Origin of the sequence: Streptomyces sp. NPDC127106 (assembly GCF_042677605.1) — a bacterium.
Taxonomy (GTDB): domain Bacteria; phylum Actinomycetota; class Actinomycetes; order Streptomycetales; family Streptomycetaceae; genus Streptomyces.
Genome location: NZ_JBHXTC010000073.1, coordinates 23,097 through 35,660, shown reverse-complemented (window position 1 = coordinate 35,660; position 12,564 = coordinate 23,097). Strand labels below are relative to the sequence as shown.

At 69.7% G+C, this 12,564-nt stretch carries 12 protein-coding genes and 2 pseudogenes; 7 read left to right on the top strand and 7 right to left on the bottom strand.

Going from position 1 to position 12,564, the window contains the following annotated elements; translation table 11 throughout:
• Positions 1–93, bottom strand: a pseudogene (locus tag ACFVGY_RS34330) (LUD domain-containing protein); the annotation flags it as partial.
• 572 nt (positions 94–665) lie between these two features.
• On the opposite strand from ACFVGY_RS34330, the gene ACFVGY_RS34325 reads away from it, so the two are divergent.
• Positions 666–2,117 carry a M1 family metallopeptidase gene (locus tag ACFVGY_RS34325; protein ID WP_385685368.1) on the top strand — a complete coding sequence of 484 codons (1,452 nt, stop codon included), beginning with the start codon at positions 666–668 and terminating at the stop codon, positions 2,115–2,117.
• A 38-nt stretch (positions 2,118–2,155) separates the two neighbouring features.
• Here the strand turns inward: ACFVGY_RS34325 and ACFVGY_RS34320 are convergent, their stop codons facing one another.
• Complete coding sequence (locus tag ACFVGY_RS34320; protein WP_385685365.1) at positions 2,156–2,854, bottom strand: N-acetylmuramoyl-L-alanine amidase; 699 nt, start codon at positions 2,852–2,854, stop codon at positions 2,156–2,158.
• 789 nt (positions 2,855–3,643) lie between these two features.
• Here ACFVGY_RS34320 and ACFVGY_RS34315 point away from each other — a divergent pair.
• Together ACFVGY_RS34315 and ACFVGY_RS34310 are read left to right on the top strand one after the other, a co-directional pair.
• A complete protein-coding gene (locus tag ACFVGY_RS34315; RefSeq protein WP_385685362.1) occupies positions 3,644–4,258 on the top strand; it encodes a DUF998 domain-containing protein in 615 nt (204 codons plus the stop codon).
• A gap of 122 nt (positions 4,259–4,380) precedes the next feature.
• Positions 4,381–5,226 carry an alpha/beta fold hydrolase gene (locus tag ACFVGY_RS34310; RefSeq protein ID WP_385685359.1) on the top strand — a complete coding sequence of 282 codons (846 nt, stop codon included), beginning with the start codon at positions 4,381–4,383 and terminating at the stop codon, positions 5,224–5,226.
• Positions 5,227–5,253: 27 nt separating this feature from the next.
• On the opposite strand, the gene ACFVGY_RS34305 is transcribed toward ACFVGY_RS34310, so the two are convergent.
• The 4 genes from ACFVGY_RS34305 to ACFVGY_RS34290 form a co-directional block, all read right to left on the bottom strand.
• Positions 5,254–5,673 carry a CBS domain-containing protein gene (locus tag ACFVGY_RS34305; RefSeq protein ID WP_385685356.1) on the bottom strand — a complete coding sequence of 140 codons (420 nt, stop codon included), beginning with the start codon at positions 5,671–5,673 and terminating at the stop codon, positions 5,254–5,256.
• Between the two features lie 126 nt (positions 5,674–5,799).
• On the bottom strand, positions 5,800–6,510 hold the full coding sequence (locus ACFVGY_RS34300) for a DUF305 domain-containing protein (protein ID WP_385685353.1): 711 nt from the start codon (positions 6,508–6,510) through the stop codon (positions 5,800–5,802).
• Positions 6,507–7,172, bottom strand: coding sequence for a DUF3105 domain-containing protein (locus tag ACFVGY_RS34295; RefSeq protein ID WP_385685350.1), 666 nt, complete (start codon positions 7,170–7,172; stop codon positions 6,507–6,509). Before ACFVGY_RS34295 ends, ACFVGY_RS34300 begins: the two co-directional genes overlap by 4 nt.
• A gap of 75 nt (positions 7,173–7,247) precedes the next feature.
• Positions 7,248–7,724 (bottom strand): hypothetical protein, encoded by a 477-nt coding sequence (locus ACFVGY_RS34290; protein ID WP_385685347.1) that lies wholly within the window; start codon positions 7,722–7,724, stop codon positions 7,248–7,250.
• Between the two features lie 172 nt (positions 7,725–7,896).
• Here ACFVGY_RS34290 and ACFVGY_RS34285 point away from each other — a divergent pair, with 172 nt between their 5' ends.
• Complete coding sequence (locus ACFVGY_RS34285) at positions 7,897–9,258, top strand: glutamine synthetase family protein (protein WP_360638282.1); 1,362 nt, start codon at positions 7,897–7,899, stop codon at positions 9,256–9,258.
• 410 nt (positions 9,259–9,668) lie between these two features.
• On the opposite strand, the gene ACFVGY_RS34280 is transcribed toward ACFVGY_RS34285, so the two are convergent.
• Positions 9,669–10,463 carry a hypothetical protein gene (locus tag ACFVGY_RS34280; protein WP_385685344.1) on the bottom strand — a complete coding sequence of 265 codons (795 nt, stop codon included), beginning with the start codon at positions 10,461–10,463 and terminating at the stop codon, positions 9,669–9,671.
• Positions 10,464–10,723: 260 nt separating this feature from the next.
• Here ACFVGY_RS34280 and ACFVGY_RS34275 point away from each other — a divergent pair, with 260 nt between their 5' ends.
• The 3 genes and pseudogenes from ACFVGY_RS34275 to ACFVGY_RS34265 form a co-directional block, all read left to right on the top strand.
• Complete coding sequence (locus ACFVGY_RS34275) at positions 10,724–11,371, top strand: hypothetical protein (protein ID WP_385685341.1); 648 nt, start codon at positions 10,724–10,726, stop codon at positions 11,369–11,371.
• Between the two features lie 220 nt (positions 11,372–11,591).
• Positions 11,592–12,068 (top strand): hypothetical protein, encoded by a 477-nt coding sequence (locus ACFVGY_RS34270; RefSeq protein ID WP_385685338.1) that lies wholly within the window; start codon positions 11,592–11,594, stop codon positions 12,066–12,068.
• A gap of 265 nt (positions 12,069–12,333) precedes the next feature.
• Positions 12,334–12,420 (top strand): annotated as a pseudogene (locus ACFVGY_RS34265) (glutamine synthetase); the annotation flags it as partial.
• Positions 12,421–12,564 lie beyond the last annotated feature (144 nt).

The following is a 12,564-nucleotide window of genomic DNA, read 5'->3' as shown; positions in this document are numbered from 1 at the left end:
GAGGACGACCAGGGTGCCGGTCTCGGCGACCATGAAGTTCGCGCCGGACACGGCGACCTTGGCGCGCAGGAACTTCTCGCGCAGGTGGCGGCGGGGGGGGCGGGGGGCGGGGCGCGGGGCGGGGCCGCGAGCCGCGGGGGCGCGGGGGCCCCCCCGCCGCCGGAGCCGGGGCCGCTTCCGGAGCTGCTTCGGGAATTGCTTCGGGAATTGCTTCGGGCTGCGGTTCCGGGGATGCCTCGGGCTGCGGCTCCGGGGCCGGGGTCTTCGTGAGCGACAGCGGGGTCGGGCCGGGGGGCTCCGGCTCCTCCGCTGGCTCGGCAGCGGCGTCCGCGGACTTGTCCAGCGACAGTTCGGGCGTCGGGGCGGCCTCCGGCTGGGGTACGGGCGTGCCCTCGGGCTCCGTGGGCGGGCCGGGCGGGTTCGGAGGCGTACTCATGCGGCGCGAACGTCCTCGTCTGATCGAAGATGCGGTCTGATGATCGGACAGCCTGCCATGGCGTTCATGCGTGGCCAAAAGCCTTTCGGTGCCGTCCCCTCGGGCCGTGGGGCAGGCCCGGCCGACCCCGCCGCACCCCGTCGTCCGTGTCCGCTCCGGGGAACCGCCGCGCCCGCCGGAGGGGCCATGCGCACGGCGTGGCGAGGGCGGGGCGGCCGGGGGCTGGGTCATGATCGGCTGCGTGAAGACTTCCGGACGTCTGGCCGCCTTCGCGGTCGCGGGCCTGCTCGCCGCCCTCCCCGGGTGCTCGGAGTCCGACGGCCGCACCGGCTCCGACGCCGTTCGACCGGGGGCTGCCGGCACGGTCTTCCGGGGCGGGCACCCCGCCGCCGCAGGCGCCGGTGACCCGTACTTCGCGGAGCTCGGCAACGGCGGCTACGACGTCACCCACTACGCCCTGACCCTGGCCTACGACCCCGACAGCGGTCGCCTCGACGGCACTGCCGAGATCACCGCCAAGGCCACCGAGCACCTCAGCGCCTTCAACCTCGACCTCCTCGGCATGAAGGTGCTGGGCGCCACCGTCGACGGCCACGAGGCGCAGGTCCGGCAGGACGGGCAGGAGCTGACCCTCCAGCCGCGCGACCACCTCGAGAAGGGCACCGCCTTCCGCAGCGTCGTGCGCTACGCGGGCACGCCGGAGTCGATCACCCATGACCACGGGTGGCGCGAAGGCTGGCTGAGGACGGACAAGGGAGCGGTCGCGTTCGGCGAGCCGACGGGCTCGATGTCCTGGTTCCCGGGCAACCACCACCCCTCGGACAAGGCTTCGTACGACATCACCGTCACGGTCCCCAAGGCGCTGCAAGCGATCTCCAACGGGCAGCTGCGCGACCGGCGCACCAGCGGCGACCGCGCCACCTTCCACTGGCACCAGGCCGAGCCCATGGCCAGCTACGTGGCGACCGTGGCCATCGGCAGCTACGACATCAAGACCTCCCGGACCCGATCGGGCGTTCCGGTCGTGTCGGCGGTGGACACGACCGCGGGCGTGGACGAGGACGGAGCGGTGCTCGGCCGGTTCCCCGAGATCATGGAATGGTCCGAGGGGAGGTTCGGTCCCTACCCCTTCTCCTCCGCCGGCCTGATCGTCGACCAGGCCGCCGACGTGCCCTACGCCCTGGAGACCCAGACCAGGCCGACCATCCCGGCCGACATCTTCCACACCACCAACGTGGTGCACGAACTGGCCCACCAGTGGTTCGGCAACTCCGTCACCCCGCGGACCTGGCGGGACATGTGGCTCAACGAGGGCTTCGCGACCTACGCGGAGTGGCTGTGGACCGAGGACCACGGCGGGGCCAGCGCCCAGGACCACTTCGACCGCAACCACGCCAAGGCCGCGGACGACGACGAGTGGGACTTCCCGCCCGCCGCGCCGCCGAGCGCCTCGGACATCTCCCGCCAGCCGGTGTACGTGCGCGGTGCGATGGTGATCCACAGGATCCGCCAGACCCTGGGCGACGACGCCTTCCGCAGCCTGGTACGGGGCTGGACCCAGCGCCACCGCCACGGCCATGCCTCCACGGACGACTTCACCGCCTACGTGGAGGCCAAGGCCGGCCGGGACCTCGACACGATCTGGGACCCGTGGCTCTACGGCGACGGCAAACCCGCGTGACGGTGCGCCGACGCGGTGTCAGGCACTGGGGCGCGGCGTCAGGTCCGGATGCGCCGGCGGGCGGTCTTCACGAGCTTCATGTACTTGTCCCAGTCCCACGCGGGACCGGGGTCCTCGTGGGTGGCCTCGGGGACCTCGACGTGGCCGAGGATGTGGTCCCGGTCGACCGGCACGTCGTACTTCGCGCAGATCGTGGCCGTGAGCACGGCGGAGGCCTCGTACATCGCGTTGCTGTACTGCGGCTGGTCGATCCAGCCTTCGTGCTCGATGCCGATGCTCCGGTGGTTGTACCAGACGTTGCCGGAGTGCCAGGCGACGTCGCGCTCGCGCACGCACTGGGCGATCCGGGTGCCGGTCGAGCTGATCACGTAGTGCGCGGACACTCGCTCGGTGGGGTCCTTGAACGTGGCGAGCATGACCGGCAAGATGTCCGTTGTGAGGTGAATTACGACGTAGTCGATGGGGTACGCCTCGGGACGGTTGGAGGGCGTGTAGTTGGACTCGGAGGCGTCGACCCACATGGCGGGTGCGTAGTCCACCGAGGAGTCCGTATGCCGGGTCGTGGGCGGCCCGGCGATGCCAGGGGTCTTGCGTGCGGGGCGCGGCGGTGCAGCCTTCACCTTCGCCTTCTCCTCGGGCCCCATCAGCTGGGTCAGCCCGACAGCGGTAAGAGCCGTGCCCGTCGCGCCCGCAGCGCCCCACAGCAGCCGTCGCCGGCTGAGCGGGCTGTCTTCCATGGCCACTCCTCATGAGGTCGAGCAGACAGAGGGCGACACGCCGCTCATCGCGACATAGCGATACATAAGCGACACATCGCGTAATCTGATCCTTCTCCAGCGCCCGCGCGCCAGCAAGACGATCTCTCCACCAATCGGCGCACCCGCTCGCCCCGGCCGGGGCCCGTCCCCGTCGGCAGCTGCCACGCCGTTCCGTTGCGGCGGAGCGCAAGGATCACCCGGGGTCCGTGGCGGGGCGCCGCGCCCCCCGGTTCACCCGGATGTGTTCCGCGGCGCGTCCGGAGTCGTGGGGACGCGGGGCCGCTCAGGCGTCGGTCGAGCCCCCGGAAATTGACCCGCAGGTGTGGTGTGGTCCGTCGCACTCGGGGGCCGAGGCAACGCAAGCGGCCGGGGGCACGTCATCCAAGGCGTGGGACCGGCTCGGATGGCCCGGCGGCCGCCGGACGGCCCGCGGGGGTGTGCGCGAAACGGGGCGCGCCACGCCCGGAACCCTACCCCGGGTGGGTATCCGAGCGGAGGGCCGGTTCGGCCGTGTTAAGGATGATGGGGAACATGACCGCAAAAGCCGTGAAGGTGAACGAAAAGGGTCTCCGCGAGGCGAAACCGGGGGGTCGAATACACCGCTCCGAGAGCCCCGGGGGGACCAGGGGGAACACGGGGGCTAAGGGGGCTAAGGGGGCCAAGGGGGCTAAAGGGGTTGAGGGGTCCAGGGGGTTCAGCGGGTCCAGGGGGCCGCGCGTCATCGCCGTTCTGATCGGCCTCGCCGCCACCGCCTACACCGCCTGGGTCATGGAGGTCGTCCTCTCCACGGGCCTGAACCCCATCCAGACCTACGTCAGCGAGCTCGCCGCCCAGGACCAGCCGCTCGGCGGCCTCTTCCGGGCCACCGACTTCACCGCGGGCCTGCTCGCCTTCACGGGCGGACTGCTGGCCCTGATCCGGCTCCGGTGGCACCACGAGGCCCGCCGCCGTTGGTCCGTCACCGGCTGGGCCGGGGTCACCCTCTTCGGCGCCGCCACCGCCGCGGACGCCTGGCTGCCGCTGAGCTGCACCCCCACCGTCGACCCGGAGTGCGCCGCCCTGGAGACCGCCAAGCTGGTTCCGGCCACCCACCAGGCCCACGCCGTGAGCAGCAGCCTCGCCATGACCGGCGCCCTCGTGGGGATCGTCGCGCTGACCGTCGCCGCCCGCCGCTACGGCCGCTTCGCTCCGCTCGCCGAGTACGGGCCCACCCTGGTCGTCCTGGAACTCCTCGCCACCGCCTGGACCCTGATCGCCATCTCCCTGTTCACCGCCGGGCACGGCACCTGGGCGCTGGGGGCCGGGCAGCGGATGCAGGTGCTGCTCGTGGCGCTCTGGCTGGGCCTGCTGGCGTACTCCGTGTACGAGGAGCGCCGTACGTGACGGATCCGGCCGCACCGGCTCCCCGGGGTGCACCGGGGGCCTGGGGTGCACCAGGGGCCTGGGGTGCACGGGGTGACCGGGCCGGCTCGGGCATCCCGGCCGGCACGGGTGCCCCGGCCTTCGTGCGGTCGGAGGACGGGGTTCCGCTGCACGTGGTGGTGGAGGGCAGCGGTCCGCCCGTCGTGCTGAGCGCGGGGCTCGCCATGGCCTGGTTCGACTGGGACCCGGTCGCGGCGCTGCTCGTCGCCGCCGGCCGGACCGTGATCCGCTTCGACCGGCCCGGACACGGCCTGAGCGGCCCCGCCTCGGACCCGCCGACCGCCGCCGGGGAGGCCCGCCGGATCGCCGGGCTGCTGGACGCGCTGGCCCCGGCCGGAGCCCGGGTCACCGTGGCCGGGCACTCCATCGCCGCCTTCCACGCCGAGGCCTTCGCCCGCCTGTACCCGGAGCGCACCGCCGCCCTGGTCCTGGTCGACGGCAGCGTCGAGGAACAGCCCGGTGCGGTCCTGCCCGCCGGGCTGCGCACCGGCGCCGCCCGCGCGCTCGGCCGGGCCCTGACGGCCGCCGGCCTCCCGGCCGCGCTGGGGCCCGCGGCCCGCCGTGCCGCCGTACGCCTGTCCCGGACCGGCGGTGCCGACCCGGCCGCGCAGGACCTCGTACGCCGCTGCTACCGCACCGGCCGGGTGTGGCGCGGGATCCTGCTGGAGAACGCCCGCTACCCCGACATGGCCGCGGAGGTCCTCGCGCTGCGTTCCCGCCGCCCGCTCACCGCCCCCGTCACCGTCCTCGCCGGGTACGACGGTTCCGGCTCGGCCGCGGCCCTGCACTGGCTGGAACGCCAGCAGCGCCTGGCGGCCGCCCTCGGCGCCCGCTTCGAAACCGCCGAGCCTTCGGGCCACCTGGTCATGCTGGACCGCCCGGCCCAGACGGCCCGAGCGGTCCTGAGCGCCTGCGCCGAGCGGTCCTGAGCGCTCCGCCGGCGCGTCGGCGTCTCCTCAGCGGCGGGCGTAGACCCTCTCGACGAATTCCGCGAGTTGTGTTTCCGGGAGGTGCTGGGCCAGGTCGGCTTCGCTGATCATGCCGACCAGGCGCTTGTTCTCGATGACCGGGAGCCGCTTGATCTGGTGGGACTCCATCTCGTCCAGGACGGCGGACACGTCCGCGTCGGCGGCGATCCAGCGCGGGGTGCCCTCGCACAGGTCGCCGCAGGTGACCTTCGCCGGGTCGTGGCCCTTGGCCACGCACTTCACGACGATGTCGCGGTCGGTGATGATGCCGCACAGCCGTTCGTTGGCGTCGCTGACGGGAAGCGCGCCCACGCCCAGCCGGCCCATGAGCTCGGCTGCCCGGTCCAGGGTCTCCGTGGCGGGGATCCACTGGGCTCCGGGGTGCATGATTTCTGCCGCGGTGGTCATAGGGGGAACCTCCTGAGCATGCCGTTGCGGCGGCCGGCGCGGTCGCGCCCGCCTCGGCGCCCTCGGCAGGCCGGTGGTGGGAGGGCCGGTAAGGGCGCCCTCCCACCACCGTACGAGGGTGTCACCTCACCCGCGCGGCGCAGCCCCGCGCTGCCGCAGCATGTCCGCCATCAAGGTGAGCTCCGACTGCTGGGCGTCGACCATGCCCTGCGCGAGCGCCCGCTCGGCCGGGGTCCGGCACTGGGTCGCGCAGCCCCGGGCCATGGCGACGCCGCCCTTGTGGTGGTCGGTCATCAGCTGGAGGTAGAGCACCTCCGCGTCCCGGCCCTGGGCGGCACCGAGCGCGGCCAGCTCCTGCTTGGTCGCCATCCCGGGCATGAGCGCGCCCGGCTTGGCGGCGACACCGCCCATGTCGTGCCCGGCGTGGCCGCTGCCGTGGCCGCTGCTTCCCCCGCTGCTTCCCCCGCTGCCGCCGTCCGTGGACATCCACGACATCGGCGGCTCCTCGGCCAGCACCTTCGGCAGGCCCCACAGGTCGAGCCAGCCCAGCAGCATGCCCCGCTGGTTGGCCTGGGTGTTGGCGATGTCGTAGGCGAGGCTGCGCACCGCTTCGTCCTGCGTGCGGTCGCGCACGACGAAGGACATCTCCACCGCCTGCTGGTGGTGCACCGCCATGTCCCGGGCGAAACCCGCGTCCGGCGAGTACAGGGCCGGCGTCCGCTGCTCCCGCGCCGTGCCGGAGCCGGAGCTTCCACTGGCGGCGGCCACCGTCGCCGCTACAGCGAACAGGAGCGCCAGCAGGACCGCCGTACCGGTCGCCCAGTACGTGCGCCTCACTTGCCGGCCAGCCCGTTGGTGCAGGCCGCGCCCGGCTCGGGAGTCTGCGGGCCCTGCACGTACTTGGTGAAGAACTGCTTCACCCGGGGGTCGGACGCGCTGTCCACGGTGACCTGCTTGCCCCACGCGCTCAGCATGATGGCGCCCGCCTGCTCCTTGACCGGGCTCATCAGCGTGTACGGGGTGACGGCCACCGTCTCGGCGAGCTTGTCGACCTCGGCCTGCGGGGCCTTCTCGTTGTACGTCACCCAGACCGCGCCGTGCTCCAGCGAGTGCACGGCGTTCACCTGCGGGACCGGCTCCTTGTAGACGTCGCCGTTGCAGTTCATCCAGCGGGGGCTGTGGTCGCCGCCGACCGGCGGGTTCATCGGGTACGACACCGGGGTGTCGACGTGGTTGCGACCCAGCGACTTGGCCTCCCAGGTCTGCTCCTGGGCGATGGGAGCCGTGCGGGCGGCCTGGATCGCCGCGGCCGCGGCCTTCTCCTTGTTCTTCTGGTTGATCAGTACCCAGGAACCGAAGCCGACGAGTCCGCCGACGACGGCCACGGAGGCCGTGATCGCGATGACCTTGTTGCGGCGCTCGCGGGCGCGTTCGGCCCGGCGCATCTCGGCTATGCGCGCCTGGCGGGAGTGCTGGTCGTTCCGGGTGGTGCCGGCCATGTGCCCTAGTCCTTTGCTGAGGGGGGTGGAGGTGTGGATCCGGTCGGGGGCTCGCGAGGGAGCGCGCCGGACCCGTCAGGTCCGCAACACCTGGAGGGCGTGGAGGTCGGGGGCCCGGGCGAGCGTGCCGTGCGGGCGGGCCCGCCCGGCATCGGCGGCACGCACGACGGGATCCGCGGCGGCCGCGGCCACCGGCACGGCGGGCGGCGGGGCGGGCAGGACGCCGGGGGTGACGTGGGAGAAGGGGGAGCAGCCGGGCAGGTCGTCGTGCGACACGCACACGACGCGCGCGGGCACGGGCACAGGCCCGGGTACGGGCAGGTGCGCGTGCCCACGTACGACGGGGTCGGAGGAGGCCCCGGTGACCGCTCCGGTGGCCGCTCCGGTGGCCGCGACGGCGGCGGGTGCGGCCGCGGTCACGGCGTGCGGCTCACCCGGGCGTACGCACAGCAACAGCGCGCCGAGCAGTACGGAGAGGGCGACCGTGATCAGGGCACGGCGAGGCAGGTGGCGCCCGATGCGCCGGTGCCGCGTGTGCTCCCGTCCCCCCATGGGCGCAGATGGTAGTGCTCATGACGGGTCCAAGGTCAGTGCGGGGGTGTCACGACCTTTGCGGGGTGCGTAATGTGGCGGAAACCGCGACTGGCGATACTGGGCCCGCCCCCTGTGCACCCACCCCTGGGGGCGGTGGTGCACAAGCCGTCTGAACTGCGAGGATGAAGGCATGGACAAGCAGCAGGAATTCGTCCTCCGGACACTGGAGGAGCGCGACATCCGCTTCGTGCGCCTGTGGTTCACCGACGTGCTGGGCTTCCTCAAGTCCGTGGCCGTCGCCCCGGCCGAGCTGGAACAGGCCTTCGACGAAGGCATCGGCTTCGACGGCTCGGCCATCGAGGGCTTCGCGCGGGTCTACGAGTCCGACATGATCGCCAAGCCGGACCCGGGCACCTTCCAGATACTGCCGTGGCGCGCCGAGGCCCCGGGCACCGCCCGCATGTTCTGCGACATCCTCATGCCGGACGGCTCCCCGTCCTTCGCCGACCCGCGCTTCGTCCTGAAGCGGATCCTGGCCAAGACCTCCGACCTGGGCTTCACCTTCTACACCCACCCCGAGATCGAGTTCTTCCTCCTGAAGGACAAGCCGCTCGACGGCTCCCGCCCCGTCCCGGCGGACAATTCCGGCTACTTCGACCACACCCCGCAGAACGTCGGCATGGACTTCCGCCGCCAGGCGATCACCATGCTCGAATCCATGGGCATCTCGGTCGAATTCAGCCACCACGAGGGCGCCCCCGGCCAGCAGGAGATCGACCTGCGCTACGCCGACGCGCTCTCCACCGCCGACAACATCATGACCTTCCGCCTGGTCATGAAGCAGGTCGCCCTGGAGCAGGGCGTCCAGGCCACCTTCATGCCGAAGCCCTTCTCCGAGTACCCCGGCTCCGGCATGCACACCCACCTCTCCCTCTTCGAGGGAGATCGCAACGCCTTCTACGAGTCCGGCGCCGAGTACCAGCTCTCCAAGGTCGGCCGCTCCTTCATCGCGGGCCTGCTGCGCCACGCGGCGGAGACCTCGGCCGTCACCAACCAGTGGGTCAACTCGTACAAGCGGATCTGGGGCGGCTCCTCCCGCACCGCCGGTTCCGGCGGTGAGGCGCCCTCGTACATCTGCTGGGGCCACAACAACCGCTCGGCCCTGATCCGCGTCCCGATGTACAAGCCGGGCAAGATGGGCTCGTCCCGCATCGAGGTCCGCTCGATCGACTCGGGCGCCAACCCCTACCTCACGTACGCCGTCCTCCTCGCCGCTGGCCTGAAGGGCATCGAGGAGGGCTACGAACTCCCGGCCGGCGCCGACGACGACGTGTGGGCGCTGTCCGACTCCGAGCGCCGGGCGATGGGCATCGAGCCCCTCCCGCAGAACCTCGGGGAGGCGATCTCCCTGATGGAGAAGAGCGAACTCGTCGCCGAAACCCTCGGCGAACACGTCTTCGACTTCTTCCTCCGCAACAAGAAGCAGGAGTGGGAGGAATACCGCTCGGAGGTCACCGCCTTCGAACTCCGCAAGAACCTCCCGGTCCTGTAAGCGCAGGTCAGGGTAGTTAGATCCCGGAACTGACGATGAGGGCCGACGGTCGCGAACCGTCGGCCCTCAGGCGTCCTACTCGGCCGGGGCCGTCTCTGGGCCGTCAGACGTCGAACCAGGCCGGCGCCGGGGCTCAACACGAGCGAAACGGCCCGCGATGCGGCTTATCAGGCCCTCGAATGCTTCCTGCCAGCGGGCGGGGTCCACGCCGTGACTTACGGCCACCACCTGATCTTCTGTCTTCACGCAACGATGATCAACGTTCGCCGTACCCGTTCCCGCAGCGACCCCGCCAGAAAGATCACGATTTGGCGAGTCTGCCGTGGCAGGTGAGTGCTTCCGTCCTGTTCCCCGAAGGCACCGCCAACCGCGCTGTGGATGCCGTTGACAGCAGGGCTCGGTCAGTCGCTTTACCCGTAGTTCATGAACCAGTGAGTATCGAAAAAGCGGGCCATTGTGAACGGGTGATGCGGATCGATGAGGATGCGGCAGACGAACTCAGCGGCTTGGCAGTCGAAGGCGACGTCCTCACCGTCGAAGGATCGGACCACGACAGGCCAACGGTCGGGGTCGCCGCCGTCGGCCCTCCAGCAATACAGGTTCTCGTGCTCCGTGCCTGCCCAGATGAGCAGGCCGTCCTCCCTGAGATCCGTCCACGGCTCCTGGTTCAGATCCAGGAATCCGTCGAAGGCGCCCTTGCCGAACGTCTGGACCATGTGCTTGTAGTCGCTCGGCAGCGCGGTGCCCAGGCGGGACTCCATCTCCGCCCAGTCCATGTCCGGCCGCTGGTCGGACTGTGTCCAGCCGGTGATCAGTCTGAGCCGCTCCATCCAGTCGATGTCCTCGTCCTCGTCCGGAGCGACCCCCAAGGGTTCGGGCACCTCTCTGGGAGCGATTACCAGCACCGACCGCTCGGTCCCCTCGGCGTCCCGTGCCGTCCCCGTGCCAACCCACTGATCCCCGTACGCCCACGCCCGTAGCATCACGGCTCGGTCCTCGAAGGGGATGATGAGAGCCGCCCCCCTGGAATCGTCGACCGTCGGATCGGTGAAGCCATCGAGGATGAGGGTGCGCGGGGTGCCATACCTGCCTTCGAGTAGGTCGGTCAGGTCCTGCAGGTCCAGATCGCCGGGCAGGTACATGTAGCTGTTCCCGGGGCCGAGTCGGGCCAGCAGATCGTTGACGTCCGCTTGTGTGAGCTCCATGGCGGACAGTGAAGCGCACCGCACTGACAATGCGGCCCCTCAAGCCTTCGAATGTTTCCTGCCAGCGGGCAGGGTCTTCTGTCTTCACGCAATGATGATCAACGGTGGCCGTACGCGGCCCCGCAGCGGCCCCGCCAGCAAGATCACGATCTACAGCTGGAGTACTAATAAGGGGAAGAATCTTCAGACCCGAGGTCAGCCGGGTCTCGGGACTGTAGGGTGCCGGGCATCGGTAAGGTCGCTGCTGTGGGGGGCCAGATATGGCTGAGGATGGGCGTCCGTATTTTCTCCTGATTGGATCTCACGACCAAGACTTCTCGGTAAATAAATTGAAGGTCGCGGGCGTTCGGTACAGGAGGAAGAGTCTCTACTCCGAGCCTGAAAATTGGGGAAAGATCGTTCAGATCCTGGAAGACCCTTCCCTGAGGGCCGCCATTGTCAAGTTGACCGGAAACATTTTCTGTTATGTGGTTCGGTCTCAGTATGAGGGAATCTCGCAGCGTCTTTTCGAGGCGCTCGGGAAGAAGCCCCACTTGGTCATGGTGCACTCATCGGTGCTCGATGGTGCGGTCGAAGAGCCCGAGAGCTTGTTGGGGCAAGGCGAGGATCCCTATGATCGTGAGACGTACATGGAATACGTCAGGAGGACCTATCTAGAGCCGCCGGATGCGGAAACGCGAGAAAATGTCCTCGGGATCTTGGCGCGCCATGTCTCGCTGACGCCTTACGTCACCAATGCGGAGATGGTGACGCTTGCGGGGTCCTTTATTGATGACCATGAGAGGAATCTACTCTTTCGGAGCTACGTTCCGGCCGGTCGGCTTTATGCATCGGAGGCGGATGACGCGGGTTGGGCGAAATTCGATCAGGCAGGACGGGTGCAGTACTGCCGCAGGTCGTGTTTATGAATTCTTTGGGGGCGAGTCTCTCGTATCCTCTGAAATTACGCGACAGTTTTCTGACTTTTCGAATTTCCTTGACCTTTGCGCGAAGGATCCAGACGCTGCAGAGGATGGCTATTTTCCCGCGGAGTGGAAAGACGGTCGGCGGCCGATATTGTCGTTCGCTACGGTAGGTCGGTGCGCCGGATTAACGCAGACCTGCGACACGAGAGAGAGGTGCGAATCCTTGCGATCCGCCATCGTCTGGAATCCGAACTTCTGGATATGGCGGAGGGCGAAATCGAGTGTCGAGCTGGCGTCGGTGGTCGAGAGCCTTGTTCCTGGTGCCGCCACGATGGTTCCGCTGCAGGCCCTCTCCCCCTCTGCAGGGGTGGGTGTCATGGCCGGCGCGACTGTGACCATCAATCAGCAGATCTTCCATCATGTCGAGGGGACAGTCCTTCAGAGTGTTCAAGGAACGGTGAACCTCGGATTCGAAGCCAAGGAGCTTCTTGAGCTGATTGCCAGTCATGGTGGGCAGGAAGCGGCATCGCTGGAGACGGACGTGCTTGAGCTTGAGGACCCAGACGCGCGACAGGCCGATCGGCTTGGCGCAAAGGCAAGGTTGAGCGGGTTCCTGGTACGTGTGAAGGACAGCGTCGAAGGCGCTGGACTTGCTGTGCTGCAGAAGTACCTTGAGTCCAAGCTGAGCGGGCTGTTGTAGCGGATGTGTGAGGGAAGTCGTCCTCCTTCGTCGGAAGTCGAGTGCTCTGAGGCGAAGGGGCAGCATGAGACTTCGGCGTCCGACGGAGAGGCAGTCCTTCGTGCGGCGCGGGGTACTCCGTCCCAGAAGGAGCGCGGGTGCTGTCGGGCCGTCCCTGGGCCCGCCCGAGGGCGGCCCAGGGCCACCAGGGCCCGCCACCAAGCACCACCTGAGGAGTGATTCTCCATGTGGCGGGTTCTTGGCGGGTGGCGCAGCCGGTGCCTCCTTCCTCCGCAACAAGAAGCAGGAGTGGGAGGAATACCGCTCGGAGGTCACGGCCTTCGAACTCCGCAAGAACTTCCCGGTGCTGTAAGCGCAGGCCAGCAGCCTGCTGCACACCCGGAACCGCGGGGGGGGCGCCGCCCCCCGGGGGGGGGCGCCCCCGGGGGGGGGGCCGCGCCCGGGCCGGCGGGGGGGGGGGGCAGGGACAGGGGGAGCGCCCCCCACTGTTTGACAG